Below are 13,504 nucleotides of genomic sequence, written 5' to 3'. Positions count from 1 at the left end.
AGAACGCGCCCAGGAGATGATCCATATATGTGGCCATCCTGCCCAAGAAACAAGCATCTATTTTGCAACACTCGCATGCAAAATGACACAGGCTGTGGTCTAAGCCGTTGCTTGGCCTCGTAGGACCAGAAGAAGCGCGAAATGCGGTGCGCAGCCAGTCAAGAATCACTGCGAAATAGCGAACCAGCGCCGATTTTCGGTTCAGAACGCAGAAAACAACGAATGATGGCGAATCAGGCAGCGCGCGTTTATTTTTGCGGCAGCCATGCATCGGCCCGAAAATCGCGACCAAGGAAGCCCCGATGAGGACCCGTCAGGCGATCGCCGGCAGAGCGCTGTTCTTCATCGCAGCGCCCGGTGTGGTTGCGGGATTGCTGCCTTGGCTGTTGGCCGATCGCTATCGTCTGCCATGGTCGACCCTGCCCGGCCTGGTCCCGGTCGGCTGGGTCCTGATTGTCGTCGCAACGGCCTTGCTGCTTCATGCCTTTGCCCGTTTTGCTCTCGAAGGCCGAGGCACGCCCGCTCCGGTCGCCCCAACCGATCGACTGGTTGTCGGCGGCATCTACCGCCATGTCCGCAACCCGATGTATGTGGCTGTGCTGGCGATCATCCTTGGCCAGTCGCTTCTGTTTTCGAGCGCGGCTCTCGTCGCCTATGCCGCTATCGCCGCCGTCGCCATGGTCTCGTTCGTGAAATTCCATGAGGAACCGACGCTTGCCCGCCGCTATGGCGCCGAGTACGAGGCCTACCGCCATGCCGTTCCAGGCTGGCTCCCCCGCCTGACGCCATGGCGCGGCCAGTAGGAGAGGATCGTCCGCAATGCATGGTGGTAAGGGATGTGCAGAGGTTTAGAATGACCAACTACGCGCCTTGGCGATGATGAAATCGCGGAAGACGTGCAGCTTCGCCTGGTTCTTCATCGCATCGGGATAGGCGAAATAGGTGTCGAAGGACGGCACTTCGGTCTCCGGCAGCAACTGCACCAGCCCTGAGTCCTTGCTGACCACATAGTCGGGCAGCATGGCGATGCCGGCGCCACCCTGGACCGCGCGCTTGATCGACAATATGTCGTTGATCTGCAGCGTCGGCACCCTTTGCCCGCCTTCGAAATCGCCGACCGTTTCCAGCCAGTTCAATTCCGACAGATGCGCCGGCACCGGCACGCCGAAGGTGACGATGCGATGGCTCTTCAGCTCGGCGATCGACGCCGGCTTGCCATATTTGTTGACGTAGGAAGGGGCGGCGTAGAGATGGAAATGCACCGTGAACAGGCGGCGCTGGATGAGATCGGGCTGCTGCGGCTGGCGCAGCCGGATCGCGCAGTCCGCCCGGCGCATGGTGAGGTCGAGTTCCTCGTTCGCCAGGATCAGCTGCAGGCTGATCTCGGGATAGAGCTCGATGAATTCCTGCACGCGCTCGGTCAGCCAGCCGGCACCGAGCCCCACCGTGGTCGTCACCCTGAGCACGCCGGAAGGCCTATCCTTGGCTTCGGTCAGCCGCGACTTGATCGTCTCCAGCTTCATCAGCACGTCATGCGCCGTGCGGAACAGCATCTCACCCTGCTCGGTCAGCACCAGGCCGCGGGCATGGCGATTGAACAGCGGCACGCCGACATCATGTTCGAGCGCGCTGACCTGCCGCGAGATCGCCGATTGCGACAGATGCAGTGTCTCGGCGGCATGGGTGAACGACCCAGCTTCCGCCGCAGCGTGAAACACGCGTAGCTTGTCCCAGTCCAACGCCATGATGTCCCCATTCTGTTTTCTGGCGTCTGAATGAAAAATCAGGCTTTTGCGCGGCTTTTCTCGGCCGCTTGTCTACTCCGCAGCTTCGCGGTGAACTTCGATCCCGGCGAGGTACTTTTCCGCCTCGAGCGCGGCCATGCAGCCGAGTCCCGCCGCCGTCACCGCCTGGCGGTAGATGTCGTCGGTGACGTCGCCGGCGGCGAACACGCCCGGCACGTCGGTGCAGGTCGAATCCGGCGCCGTCCACAGATAGCCGTTCGGCTTCTGCTTCAGCTTGCCGGCGAACAGCTCGACCGCCGGCGCATGGCCGATCGCCACGAACACGCCGTCGACCATCAGATGCATCTCCTGGCCGGTCACCAGATTGCGCAGCTTCAGTCGTTCCACCGACGGCGGCAGCGGCATCTTGCCGGCCTGACCGGTGATCTCGTCGACGACGGTCTCCCAGATGACGCGGACATTGTCCTTCTTAAAAAGCCGCTCGCTGAGGATGCGCTCGGCGCGGAAGTCGCTGCGCCGATGGATGACTGTCACGCTCTTGGCCAGGTTGGAAAGGTAGAGCGCCTCCTCCACCGCCGAATTGCCGCCGCCGATTACCGCGACATCCTTGCCGCGATAGAAGAAGCCGTCGCAGGTGGCGCAGGCCGATACGCCGAAGCCCATAAAAGTCTGTTCGCTCGGGATGCCCAGCCATTTCGCCTGCGCACCGGTGGCGATAATCAGCGCGTCGGCGGTATAGGTGGCGCCGGAATCGCCCTTGGCACGGAACGGCCGCACGTTGAGGTCGACCTCGATGATGATGTCGTTGATGACGTCGGTGCCGACATGCTCGGCCTGTTTCAGCATTTGCTCCATCAGCCACGGACCCTGGATCGGATCGGCGAAGCCCGGATAGTTTTCGACATCGGTGGTGATCATCAATTGGCCGCCCTGCTGCAGGCCGGCGACCAGCATCGGCTTCAGCATGGCGCGGGCGGCGTAGATTGCCGCCGTATAGCCGGCGGGACCGGAGCCGATGATGAGAACGGGTGCGTGCTTGGACGTCATATCAGGGCTTTCACAACAACCGGACGCGAATGAAGCGCCCGGCACAAGGCTCGATTTCGGCCCCTAATCTAGGTGTTGCAGGCGACGCCAGCAAGACGACCTGGCCTTCGTCCCCGGAAAGCTTCCCCGCAAACAGACGACCCATGAACATCTTGCGCGGGCGACTGTCCGAAAATCAGCGACTGAAGGGATGGAATGGACACCAAAGTCGTTTAATTACAAAATCACGAAAGATTCTTGCGTGAAGCGCCGAAGGTGTCCATGCCGCTCAAAGCCGATCTCGACGCCATCGACTGGAAGATCCTGCGCGAGCTTCAGCACGACGGGCGCATGACCAATGTCGAATTGTCCGGCCGCGTCGGCATTTCGGCGCCGCCATGCCTGCGTCGCGTCAGGCGGCTGGAAGAGACCGGCATCATCCGCGGCTATCGCGCCTTGCTCAATGCGCGGGCGCTCGGCCTGGACGTCGTCGGCTTTTGCCTCATCGGCCTGCATCATCAGGCCGATGCGGAGCTTAAAACCTTCGCCGAACGCACCCGCGGCTGGCCGATCGTTCGCGACGCCTGGATGGTGTCGGGCGAATCCGACTTTTTGCTGCATTGCGTGGCGAGCGACCTCGGCGCCTTCCAGACCTTCGTCATCGAGGAACTGGCCTCGGCGCCGAATGTCGACACGGTGCGGACGGCACTGACCATCCGCCGCGTCAAGGACGAGGGCCTGGTGGCCTTCAGCGAAGTGAGACCTTAATCCCGGCCGAGCTCGGCGATGGCGTCGCAGAGTTTGCTGTGATCGTTATCGGTCGTCAGATTGCGCGTCCTGAACATACCTTCGCCGGAAGTCCGATTGGATCTGCCGTTCACCAGCCAACCCTCGCAAAGCCCGGCTCGCCGCCCGGCTTCCATGTCATCGGCCTTGTCGCCGACGATGATCGAACGGCTGTTATCCACGCCCAGCAGATCGCGGGCGCGCAGAAGCATGCCCGGATTGGGCTTGCGCATCGGATGATCACCTCCTGCCAGATCGCCCGTCCCGCTTGAATGGTAGGCGCAGGCGAGCACCAGATCGATCCGGCAATTCTGCGCTTCGAGAAGCGCCAGCAGCCGGGCATTGACCGCGGCGAACTCCGGCCAGCCGAAATAGCCGCGAGCTATGCCTGACTGGTTGGAGACCACGATTGCCGGAAGGCCAGCGATGTTGGCCGTTCGGATCACCGGCAGCATCTGCGGCCGCAGCACGATGTCAGCCGGATCGCTGGGGTAGCCGCTATCGACATTGATGGTGCCGTCGCGGTCGAGGAACAACGCCGGCGTGCCAGCTGGAAAAGCCGGGCTACCGACCCGCTCGACCCACAGGCCCGGCGCTTCGAGCGGGTAATGATCAGACCTCACGACCGGGCCGATGTCAGCCATCACAGAGGTGCGCTTCGACCATTTCGCACAGATGATGATAGAGGCACAGATGCCCCTGCTGGATGATCGGCGTCGAGGTCGAGGGCACGTTGAGCAGGATATCGGAGAGCGGCTTGAGCTTGCCGCCGCTGTCGCCGGTCAGGCTGATTACCGTCATGTCCATCATGCGCGCCTGTTCGGCGGCGGCGAGGATGCTGGGCGAGTTGCCGCTGGTCGAGATGGCGAGCAGCACAGCGCCCGCGGCGCCATGCGCCTCGACCTGGCGTGAGAACACCGTGTCGAAGCCGTAATCATTGCCCCAGGCGGTCAGCACCGCCGCATTGGCTGGCAGCGCGATGACGTTGTAGGCCTTGCGCTCCTTCAGGAAGCGGCCGACCAGTTCGCCGGCGATGTGGATGGCGTCACTGGCCGAGCCGCCATTGCCGCAGATCAGCAGCGCCTTGCCCTGCGAAAGCGCGGCGACGACGGCGGTAACCGCCCGCTCCATCTCGCTGGTGAGGTCGCGCTCGACCATCGCGGTGATCGCGGCCGCCGAGCGGACCAGGTAGTCGTTCAGTTCGGACATGAAAACCTCAGTTTGTGCTGCCGGCGCGCAACTTGCCGATGGTGCCGGTGGTGCTCTTGCCGGCGACGAGATCGACCAGCACGACGCGGCCGCCCGCCTTCTGCACGATTTCGGCGCCGACCACCTGATCGATCGTATAGTCGGCGCCCTTGACCAGTATGTCGGGCTTCAGCGCCTCGATCAGCGCGAGCGGCGTGTCTTCCTCGAAGACGACGACGGCATCGACCGAGGCAAGCGCCGCCAGCACGCAGGCGCGATCATGCTCGTCGTTGACCGGGCGCCCCGGCCCTTTCAGCCGGCGCACCGAGGCATCGCTGTTGAGGCCGAGCACCAGCCGGTCGCACTGGCTGCGCGCCGCATGCAAAAGGCTGACATGGCCGGCATGAAGGATATCGAAGCAGCCATTGGTGAAACCGACGCTCAGGCCTTCGTCCTTCCACGTCGCCACCAGCCGTGCGGCGGCAGCCGCATCGAGGATTGCATCCTTGTGGGCGATCGGTCCATGCGAGCGAAACAGCGCGCCGGTGAGTTCCTCGACCGTCAGCCGTGCGGTGCCGCGCTTTCCCACCACCACGCCACCGGCCGCGTTGGCGATGGCCGCCGCATTGACGCGGTCGGCGCCCGCAGCCAGGGCCAACGCAAACGTAGCGATGACAGTGTCGCCGGCGCCGGAAACGTCGAACACCTCCCGCGCCTGCGTGGAAATGTGGCGGGCATCGTCGGCGTCGACGACGCTCATGCCTTTTTCGCTGCGCGTCGCGACGACGAACTCGAAGCCGTGTGCCGAGATCAGCTCACGCGCCGCGGCGACGATCTCGTCATCGGCAAACACCGCGCGTCCGACCGCCTCGCCAAGTTCCTTGCGATTGGGGGTGATCGCCGTCGCACCGGAGTAGCAAGCATAGTCGCGGCCCTTGGGATCGACCAGCACCGGCTTGTCCGCCTCGCGGCAGATCGAGATCAGTTCGCCGGCGACGCCGTCGAGCAACATGCCCTTGCCGTAGTCGGACAAAATGACGATGTCGGCCTGCGCCAGCGCCGTGCGAAAATGCCGGATCAGCGTCGTCCGCTCGGCGTCGCGCAGCGGCTTGATTTCCTCTTCGTCGAAGCGCAGCACCTGCTGGTTGAGCGCGCTGAAGCGGCTTTTCGACGAGGTCATCCGGTTGGCGTCCTGCGCGAGACCGCCAGTGTCGACGCCAAGTCCGGTGAGCATGCGCATGAGATTGTCGCCGGCCGGATCGGCGCCGATCACCGAAACCGGTATCGCGGCGGCGCCGAGCGAGACGATGTTGGCGACGACATTGCCGGCGCCACCCATCGCCGAGATTTCGCCACGCCCGCGCAGCACCGGAATGGGCGCTTCAGGCGAAATCCGCTCGATGACGCCGTTGACGAAACGGTCGAGGATGAAGTCGCCGACCACCAGCACGGTGACGTTGCCGAACCGCGAGATAGCGCGGTGAAGCGGTTCGGGAGAAGGCAGGTATTGCTCGCTCATGTCATCTTCGACGTGCAATGAGAGCCGGTCCCGATGCTGTGAAACCGCTGGACTGGCAGGGCTGGTCGTTCATGGCGAAGCCGATATACCGCAATTCGGCTCAGCGCAACGGCAGGCGCCGAACCGACCACAGCCAACGCCGGTTGGCGGATCAACTTTTTTGCAAAGCCACATGAACACCCAATCCGACCAGCACCGCGCCGCCCGCACGCCGCATCAGGCGTTGCGCGTGGCTCGAGGGCCGCAGCCTGGTGATCAGCGCACCCGCCAGCACCACGCACATGACATCCGCCGAGGAGAACATCAGATTGACGATCGTCCCGAGGACAAGGAATTGCAGCCAGATGGGAAACGTCGCCGATGCGTCGATGAATTGCGGCAGGAACGCCATGAAGAAGATTGCCGTCTTGGGATTGAGCACCTCGACGGTGATACTCTCGAAAAAGGCGCGGCGGGCGGATTTCGGCTCAATACCTGAGATAACAGCATCGTCTTGCGCCTGGCGCGGAACAGCGACACACCCAGCCAGATCAGATAGAGCGCGCCGGCCAGCTTGACCGCCATGTAGAGCGTCGGCACGGCATGGAAAAGCACGGACAGTCCCGCAGCGGCAGCGACGACGTGCACATAGCCGCCAAGATGGATACCCAACGCCGCCGTCAGGCCGGACCAGCGGCCGCGCGCCATGGTTTGCGCAGCAGCGTAAAGCATCGCCGGACCGGGGATGTAGGCAAAGATCGCCGTGGTGGCGAAAAAGGCGATAAGCAGTTCGGTCGACGGTATTACCCTTGCTCCTGTCGTGCTTCGCCGGTGGATCGCCGACTGAAGCGAAAGCTGTGCGGCGGCACTGAGGTCTGCAGCCAACCGCCGGATTGCGACCTGCTTTATCGACAGCCCCGCAAGCCTCCCCTATAAGGGCCGGAATCGGCACAAGATACCAGAGGCTTTCATGATCATCGTCACGGGCGGCGCCGGCATGATAGGCTCAAACATCGTCGCCGCGCTCAATGCCGAAGGGATCAGCGACATTCTCGTCGTCGACGACCTGACCGACGGCCACAAGATCGCCAATCTCGCCGACCTGCAGATCGCCGATTATCTCGACAGGGACGATTTCCTGCCGCGGATGGAGGCCGGCGACCTCGGCCGCATCGAGGCCGTCTTCCACCAGGGCGCTTGCTCGACCACCACCGAGTGGAACGGCAAGTTCATGATGGACGTGAACTACGCCTATTCGAAGCGGCTGCTGCATGCCTGCCTGGCGCTGCGGCTGCCTTTCCTCTATGCCTCCTCGGCTTCCGTCTATGGCGGCGGCGCCGAGTTTCGCGAGGAGCCGGACTGCGAGCGCCCGCTCAATGTCTATGCCTATTCAAAGAAGCTGTTCGACGACTATGTCCGCCGCACCGTCTTCGAAACCGACCATTCGCCGGTGGCAGGCCTGCGTTACTTCAACGTCTATGGGCCACGCGAGGCGCACAAGGGCGCCATGGCCTCGGTCGCCTACCATCTGTTCAACCAGGTCGAGCAAGGCCACAACCCAAAGCTGTTCGGCGCCTATGACGGTTTTGGACCTGGCGAGCAGAGCCGCGACTTCATCCATGTCGGCGACGTTGCCGACATCAATCTATGGTTGTGGAAACGCGGCTCGAGCGGCATCTTCAACTGCGGCACCGGCCGTGCCCAGCCGTTCCGCGCCATTGCCGAAACGGTGATCGGCGCGCTCGGCAAAGGCGAGATCGAGTTCATCGACTTCCCCGATCACCTCAAGGGCAGCTACCAGAGTTTTACGCAAGCTGACATGTCCCGGTTGCGCGCCGCCGGTTACAATGGTCAGTTTCGCACAGTGGAAACCGGCGTCAGAGACTATGTCGAATGGCTGAAAGCCCAACGATCCTCGTGATCGGCCCACGCTGGGTGGGCGACATGGTGATGGCGCAGTGCCTGTTCTCGGCGCTGAGAGAGCTTCACCCGAACGCGGCGATCGACGTGCTGGCGCCGGCATGGGCGGCGCCACTGGTCAAGCGGATGCCCGAAATACGCCGGCAGGTCGATCTGCCGCTGAAATCCGGAGCGCTGGAATTCCGCATGCGAAGGCGCTTCGGCCGCCTGCTGCGCGGCCACTACGACATCGCCTATGTCATGCCTGGAAGCTGGAAGTCGGCGCTGGTCCCGTTCTTTGCCCGCATTCCGCGCCGTGTCGGCTACCTCAAGGAAATGCGCTACGGGCTGCTGACCGATATCGTAGCCTTGCCCGACGATGTGAAACGGCGCACGGCGCAGGCCTATTTCGGCCTCGCGCAAGGCGGCACGTTCCATGCTCCCAAGCTCGCCGTCGAAGCGAAAAACCAGGCGGCATTGCTGGGCCGCTTCGGGCTGGAGGCGAAAAAATTCGTCGCGCTGATGCCCGGCGCCGAGTTCGGGCCGGCCAAACGCTGGCCGAGCGACCGCTATGCCGGCCTTGCCCGCGACATGATGGCTAAAGGTTTTGCGGTCGCGCTGTTCGGATCGAAGAACGACGCTGAGGTGACGGCGGAAATCGCCACGCTTGCACCTGATGTTGTCGACCTCGCCGGCCAGACGCGGCTGGAGGACGCCATCGACCTGATCGCCGCAGCCAGGCTTGCGGTGTCGAACGACAGTGGGCTGATGCATGTTGCGGCCGCGGTCGGCACGCCGATCGTAGCCGTCTACGGATCGACCTCGCCGCACAATACGCCGCCGCTCGCCGAGCAGCGCGAACTGGTCTGGCTCGGCCTGTCCTGTTCGCCCTGCCATCGGAAAATCTGCCCGCTCGGCCACCTCAACTGCCTGAACACGCTTGAGGTGGCGCAGGTCGCGGCAGCGGCGGAAAGGCTGCTGGAAATGCCGGCCGCCGCATGAGGGTGCTGATCGTCAAGACATCTTCGATGGGTGACGTCATCCACAGCTTTCCGGCTGTCGAGGATGCGCGCCGCAAGCGGCCGGACGTGTCGTTCGACTGGTGTGTGGAAGAGGCTTTTGGCGGCATCGTGGCGTTGCATCCGGCGATCGCAACCATCCACACCGTGGCAATCCGGCGCTGGCGCACAAGCCCGCTCGGCCGCGGCACATGGCGCGAGGCAGCGGCATTGCGCCGCGCCTTGCGGGATTGCCGCTACGATCTCGTCATCGACGCGCAAGGATTGCTGAAGTCGGCCGTGGTGGCGAAACAGGCCGCGGCGCCGATCGCCGGCTTCGACCGGTCGAGCGCTCGCGAGCCTTCGGCGACCTTGTTCTACGACCGCGGCTATGCTGTGCCGCGCGATCTGCACGCCATCGAACGCACAAGGCGGCTGTTCGGGCTGGCGCTCGGCTACGAACCGGATTTTTCCGGGCTCGACTCCGGCATCGTGCCGCCGGCCAGCGGTTCGACCTTTGTCGGCGAAAAAGCCGCCTTCCTGTTGCACGGCACCAGCCGCGAGGACAAGAAATGGCCGGTCGGCGACTGGATCGAGATTGCCCGGCTTCTCGTCGAAAGAGGAATGACGCCGGTCACCACCTGGTCGAACGACAGGGAAAAGGCGGTTGCCGAGGCGATCGCCCAAGCCGTTCCACAGACCGTGCTGGTGCCGAAATCACCGCTTGCCGAGATCGCCGCGATCATCGGCCGGTCGGTGCTGATCATCGGCGCCGATACCGGCCTTACCCACCTCGCCAGTGCCTTCGGCCTGCCGACCGTCGCGGTGTTTGTGGCGACAGAACCCGGCCTGACCGGCCCGCGCGGGCCGTTCTCGTCGACGCTGCTGGCCGCGCCCGGCAGTCGTGTCGCGCCGATAGAGGTGGTGGCGGAGGCAGAGAAGCTGCTGGCGCTCAAATCGCAGGCCGCGACATAGGACCTTTTCAGAATTCGCTCTGGCGAGTCGAATAACGTGGTTTTCGAGAACCGGAGCGGAGCGTACTTAAAGTACGTGAGCTTCGCGCATGACCCCGAAAATCGGAATCGATTTTCGGAAAGGATCATGCGCAAATCAAAAGTCCTACAGCGTCCTTTGCGCGTCCAAAAGACGCGCGGCGCTGTAGGAAGCGCAGAAAACCGCGCTAGTCGGCCGCCAGAGTAGAATTAACAAAAGGCCCTAAATGAACTGCACCTGGACGATCTCATAGCCCCGCGCGCCGCCTGGCGCGTTGACCTCGATGGCATCGCCGACTTCCTTGCCGATCAGCGCCCGCGCGATCGGTGAGGAGATCGAGATGCGGCCTGACTTTACATCCGCCTCCTGGTCGCCGACGATCTGGTAGGTCTTCTTCTCTTCCGTGTCCTCGTCGACCAGCACCACGGTCGCGCCGAATTTGACCTTTTCGCCGCTGAGCTTGGTGATGTCGATCACCTCGGCGCGGGCGATAAAATCCTCGAGCTCGTTGACGCGGCCCTCATTGAGACTCTGCGCCTCTTTCGCCGCGTGGTATTCCGCGTTTTCAGAGAGATCGCCGTGCGAGCGCGCTTCGGAGATTGCTTCGATGATGCGCGGCCGCTCTTCCTGCTGGCGCCAGCGCAGTTCTTCCTTCAATGACGCGAACCCCTCGCCTGTCATCGGGACCTTGTTCATAATGCCTGACCTTTCCTGCCGCCGCCCCCGCATTCCGGGAGCGACCTTGTCGATGGGTACAAAAAGAAAACGGTCCGGCAGCCTCGGGCTAACGGAACCGTGTCACCGCAATTTCCTCCAATATAGCAATCTTCGTGGGTTTTTCACGCCAAAAAATCGGTTTTGAAAAATTCGCCCGCCATTTGCGGAAATCCCGTCATGGCAGCCCGGCTGGCCGGGCGCGCCGCAATAAAACCGGCTGCGATTGCTCACAGCCGGTGGTGAGGCGGTGTTCGGGCTTTCTATTCAGCTCTTCATGAAACGGTCTATCTGCTCGGACAGCATGCCGTATTCACGAGATCCCTTGCCGATGCGTTTCTCGATCTCGCGGAGCTGTTCCCGGGCGCCGGCGAGATCGCCGATCTGCAGGTGCGCCTCGCCGAGATATTCGCGTACCAGCGTGTAATCAGGATCGATGCGCAGCGCTTCCTCATAATAGCCGAGACCGACGGTGACGCGTCCGGAATGGCGGTGCGAGTAGCCGAGGTAGTTGAGGATGCGAGGATCTTTCTTGTCCGCAGCCAGGCTGAGCACGGCAATCGCCTCGTCATAACGTCCTGCCATCGCCAGCGCGCGGCCGGCTTCATAGATGTTGTCGTCGTCCAGCATGCCGTGCTTGGGCGCGACGCACTTCTTCAGCTTCTTGTCCCAGACCTTGCCTTTCTTGCACTGTGTCGTCTGGCTGCCATCGCCACCGCCTCCACCTTCACCGGCCGAAAACACCGGAACAGCAAACAGCGGCAGGGCGGCAACCGCCAGAACCTGGATCAGCAATCGTCTGCGCATCGAACTCTCCCTGAAGCATGACAATGCAAGACTAACGCCGGGCAAAAGCGGTTTCATCCCGGAAAAAAGCCACGGCCAGTGAAAGCCTTTTCAACGGCCCGCGCCAGTCGGAAAATGGAAGCGCCGAACAAAACGTGACGAGCGCTGCAAATCCGCTATCATTCAGCAAACGCCAACGGAGTATGCGGAGACGGCCAGTGCAGCGGCGCCTTGAAAAAGAATGGGAGCTTTCGATCGGTCCCGACACCGTGCGCCTGTTCATCCTCAAGGCGAAGGCGTTGAGCGCCGCCGTCAACGAAGACTATGCCGATGGCGCCGAGCACGAGGTAGAACTCGATAGCGAGGCGCATGACAACCATCATCATGACGGTCTTGTCGAGGAACGTTCCGAGGACCTCACCGAAGAAGAATTGCGCGAACTGATCAACGATCTCAATGTCGACGAGGCGGCCGAACTCGTCGCACTCGCCTGGGTTGGCCGCGGCGACTATGACGCCTCGGAATGGGCGGACGCGCTGACGGCCGCGCGCGAGCGCGCCAACAAGCGCACGGCGAAATATCTGCTCGGCATGCCGCTGCTGGCCGACTGGCTTGAGGAAGGGCTGGAAGCGATCGGTGCGTAACAACGCGGTCACGGTTTGTGATCGGCCAAAACCCTCGTTCAGGCAACTTCCGCATTCGCCCGCCGTTAAGGGCAAATGGCGGCGCTGACCCCTCCTACATCGATCAGATTGGCCACATCGATCAGATTGAGCAAATTGGCGCTGCCTTTGGCGGCGGCGATGCTGTCCGCAGGAGCGGCCCTGGCCCAAGCTCCGGAACTGCCCGATAACGTGCCCGTCCCGGAGCTCAATCAGCCGCAATCGGCGCAAGAAGCCGCGCCTGCCGACGTGCCGATCCCCGAGCCGCGCCCTGCGGATGCGCCAGAGCCTGATCAACCGGCGATCGACACGCTGAACCAGCAGAGGTCGGACCGGCATCAGGAAGCCCAGCCGCAGCCTCCGGCAGTCGCTCCGACGCCGACCGAAAAGCCCGCCAAGGCTAAACCATCGGCCGCCGCGCCAAAACCACCGGAGAAGCCGGCGCAGGCGCCGGAGAAAAAAATCCCTCCCGACCCGCGCTCGACCGCTGTGCCGCAGGAGAAAATGCCGGACGAGGAACTGGCCTGCCGCCGGCGGCTGAAGTCGATGGGCGTCGACTTCGAGGAACGCAAAGCCGAGCACGATGCGGCGGTCGGCTGCTCTATCCCCTATCCGATCGCACTGAAGACGCTGGGCAAGTCATTGGATATCAACCCCGAATCCGAGTTGAATTGCCAGATGGCCGAGGCCGCCGCGCGCTTCGCCGCCGATATCGTCCAGCCGGCGGCCAAGGCCGAGCTCGGCGCCGAACTCAAGTCGGTCGGCCAGGCATCCGCCTTCGTCTGCCGCCACCGCAATGGCGGCGGGAAATTGTCGGAGCACGCCTTCGGCAACGCGCTCGACATCGCCAGCTTCACGCTTTCGGACGGCAGGAGGATCGACATCCGCCCGGCGCCGCCGGAAAAGGACGCGAAATTCCTGAACGCAATACGCAAGGCAGCCTGCGGACCGTTCAAGACCGTGCTTGGCCCGGGCAGCGATGCCGATCATTCGCTCCATCTCCATCTCGATCTTGCACCGCGCCGCAACGGCGGCACCTTCTGCCAGTGATATGGTTGCGGACCGACGCGCCGCAATTTGGCCGCAGCCGTAAACGCAGCCGCTGATTTTTCCTTTACTGTTGGCGGGTAAGCTCCGTTTCATCTGATCATGACCCCGAAAAGTGGGATCCGGTTTTCGGAGAAAGATCATGATCAAACGATGACATGG

At 63.0% G+C, this 13,504-nt stretch carries 14 protein-coding genes and 1 pseudogene; 7 read left to right on the top strand and 8 right to left on the bottom strand.

Features of this window, described 5'->3' with window-relative positions:
- The first annotated feature begins 302 nt into the window (after positions 1–302).
- Complete coding sequence (locus AC0L15_RS01385; RefSeq protein ID WP_287246451.1) at positions 303–803, top strand: methyltransferase family protein; 501 nt, start codon at positions 303–305, stop codon at positions 801–803.
- Between the two features lie 45 nt (positions 804–848).
- Here AC0L15_RS01385 and AC0L15_RS01380 read toward each other — a convergent pair whose 3' ends face one another.
- Both AC0L15_RS01380 and trxB read right to left on the bottom strand, forming a co-directional pair.
- Positions 849–1,745, bottom strand: a complete 897-nt coding sequence (locus AC0L15_RS01380; protein ID WP_023799796.1) for a LysR family transcriptional regulator — start codon at positions 1,743–1,745, stop codon at positions 849–851.
- 72 nt (positions 1,746–1,817) lie between these two features.
- A complete protein-coding gene (trxB, locus tag AC0L15_RS01375) occupies positions 1,818–2,792 on the bottom strand; it encodes a thioredoxin-disulfide reductase (RefSeq protein WP_287246450.1) in 975 nt (324 codons plus the stop codon).
- Positions 2,793–3,053: 261 nt separating this feature from the next.
- Here trxB and AC0L15_RS01370 point away from each other — a divergent pair, with 261 nt between their 5' ends.
- A complete protein-coding gene (locus AC0L15_RS01370) occupies positions 3,054–3,539 on the top strand; it encodes an Lrp/AsnC family transcriptional regulator (RefSeq protein ID WP_287246449.1) in 486 nt (161 codons plus the stop codon).
- Here the strand turns inward: AC0L15_RS01370 and AC0L15_RS01365 are convergent.
- From AC0L15_RS01365 to AC0L15_RS01350, 4 genes and pseudogenes are all read right to left on the bottom strand, one after another.
- Positions 3,536–4,201, bottom strand: coding sequence for a D-glycero-alpha-D-manno-heptose-1,7-bisphosphate 7-phosphatase (locus AC0L15_RS01365; protein WP_287246448.1), 666 nt, complete (start codon positions 4,199–4,201; stop codon positions 3,536–3,538). The two genes, AC0L15_RS01370 and AC0L15_RS01365, sit on opposite strands and share 4 nt — an antisense overlap.
- Entirely contained in the window at positions 4,194–4,766 is a 573-nt protein-coding gene (locus AC0L15_RS01360) for a D-sedoheptulose-7-phosphate isomerase (RefSeq protein ID WP_287246447.1), read from the bottom strand. Before AC0L15_RS01360 ends, AC0L15_RS01365 begins: the two co-directional genes overlap by 8 nt.
- Positions 4,767–4,773: 7 nt before the next feature.
- A complete protein-coding gene (gene rfaE1, locus AC0L15_RS01355) occupies positions 4,774–6,264 on the bottom strand; it encodes a D-glycero-beta-D-manno-heptose-7-phosphate kinase (protein ID WP_287246446.1) in 1,491 nt (496 codons plus the stop codon).
- 151 nt (positions 6,265–6,415) lie between these two features.
- A pseudogene (locus tag AC0L15_RS01350) lies at positions 6,416–7,047 on the bottom strand (LysE family translocator).
- A gap of 166 nt (positions 7,048–7,213) precedes the next feature.
- Here AC0L15_RS01350 and rfaD point away from each other — a divergent pair.
- From rfaD to waaC, 3 genes are read left to right on the top strand one after another with little or no spacing between them, the layout of a single operon-like run.
- Positions 7,214–8,164: an ADP-glyceromanno-heptose 6-epimerase gene (gene rfaD / locus AC0L15_RS01345; RefSeq protein WP_287246445.1), complete on the top strand. Its 951-nt coding sequence runs from the start codon at positions 7,214–7,216 to the stop codon at positions 8,162–8,164.
- Entirely contained in the window at positions 8,137–9,144 is a 1,008-nt protein-coding gene (gene waaF, locus AC0L15_RS01340) for a lipopolysaccharide heptosyltransferase II (RefSeq protein ID WP_287246444.1), read from the top strand. Before rfaD ends, waaF begins: the two co-directional genes overlap by 28 nt.
- On the top strand, positions 9,141–10,115 hold the full coding sequence (gene waaC, locus AC0L15_RS01335; protein ID WP_287246443.1) for a lipopolysaccharide heptosyltransferase I: 975 nt from the start codon (positions 9,141–9,143) through the stop codon (positions 10,113–10,115). Before waaF ends, waaC begins: the two co-directional genes overlap by 4 nt.
- A 240-nt stretch (positions 10,116–10,355) precedes the next feature.
- Here the strand turns inward: waaC and greA are convergent, their stop codons facing one another.
- Entirely contained in the window at positions 10,356–10,829 is a 474-nt protein-coding gene (gene greA / locus AC0L15_RS01330; protein ID WP_023799806.1) for a transcription elongation factor GreA, read from the bottom strand.
- Between the two features lie 285 nt (positions 10,830–11,114).
- On the bottom strand, positions 11,115–11,654 hold the full coding sequence (locus tag AC0L15_RS01325) for a tetratricopeptide repeat protein (protein WP_128247258.1): 540 nt from the start codon (positions 11,652–11,654) through the stop codon (positions 11,115–11,117).
- 197 nt (positions 11,655–11,851) lie between these two features.
- Here AC0L15_RS01325 and AC0L15_RS01320 point away from each other — a divergent pair, with 197 nt between their 5' ends.
- The gene (locus AC0L15_RS01320) at positions 11,852–12,277 is read left to right on the top strand and encodes a DUF3775 domain-containing protein (RefSeq protein ID WP_023799808.1); all 426 of its coding nucleotides are present in this window, start codon (positions 11,852–11,854) and stop codon (positions 12,275–12,277) included.
- Positions 12,278–12,352: 75 nt separating this feature from the next.
- Complete coding sequence (locus tag AC0L15_RS01315; protein WP_287246442.1) at positions 12,353–13,345, top strand: extensin family protein; 993 nt, start codon at positions 12,353–12,355, stop codon at positions 13,343–13,345.
- The last annotated feature ends 159 nt before the right edge of the window (positions 13,346–13,504 follow it).

Source organism: Mesorhizobium sp. WSM4846 (assembly GCF_055811415.1).
This window is presented reverse-complemented; position numbering and strand designations above follow the sequence as displayed.

Bases quoted from the DNA above. Each gene is read 5' to 3' on its own strand.
- AC0L15_RS01385 (WP_287246451.1), top strand. From the start codon at position 303: ATGAGGACCCGTCAGGCGATCGCCGGCAGAGCGCTGTTCTTCATCGCA.
- AC0L15_RS01380 (WP_023799796.1), bottom strand. From the start codon at position 1,745: ATGGCGTTGGACTGGGACAAGCTACGCGTGTTTCACGCTGCGGCGGAA.
- trxB (WP_287246450.1), bottom strand. From the start codon at position 2,792: ATGACGTCCAAGCACGCACCCGTTCTCATCATCGGCTCCGGTCCCGCC.
- AC0L15_RS01370 (WP_287246449.1), top strand. From the start codon at position 3,054: ATGCCGCTCAAAGCCGATCTCGACGCCATCGACTGGAAGATCCTGCGC.
- AC0L15_RS01365 (WP_287246448.1), bottom strand. From the start codon at position 4,201: ATGGCTGACATCGGCCCGGTCGTGAGGTCTGATCATTACCCGCTCGAA.
- AC0L15_RS01360 (WP_287246447.1), bottom strand. From the start codon at position 4,766: ATGTCCGAACTGAACGACTACCTGGTCCGCTCGGCGGCCGCGATCACC.
- rfaE1 (WP_287246446.1), bottom strand. From the start codon at position 6,264: ATGAGCGAGCAATACCTGCCTTCTCCCGAACCGCTTCACCGCGCTATC.
- rfaD (WP_287246445.1), top strand. From the start codon at position 7,214: ATGATCATCGTCACGGGCGGCGCCGGCATGATAGGCTCAAACATCGTC.
- waaF (WP_287246444.1), top strand. From the start codon at position 8,137: ATGGCTGAAAGCCCAACGATCCTCGTGATCGGCCCACGCTGGGTGGGC.
- waaC (WP_287246443.1), top strand. From the start codon at position 9,141: ATGAGGGTGCTGATCGTCAAGACATCTTCGATGGGTGACGTCATCCAC.
- greA (WP_023799806.1), bottom strand. From the start codon at position 10,829: ATGAACAAGGTCCCGATGACAGGCGAGGGGTTCGCGTCATTGAAGGAA.
- AC0L15_RS01325 (WP_128247258.1), bottom strand. From the start codon at position 11,654: ATGCGCAGACGATTGCTGATCCAGGTTCTGGCGGTTGCCGCCCTGCCG.
- AC0L15_RS01315 (WP_287246442.1), top strand. From the start codon at position 12,353: ATGGCGGCGCTGACCCCTCCTACATCGATCAGATTGGCCACATCGATC.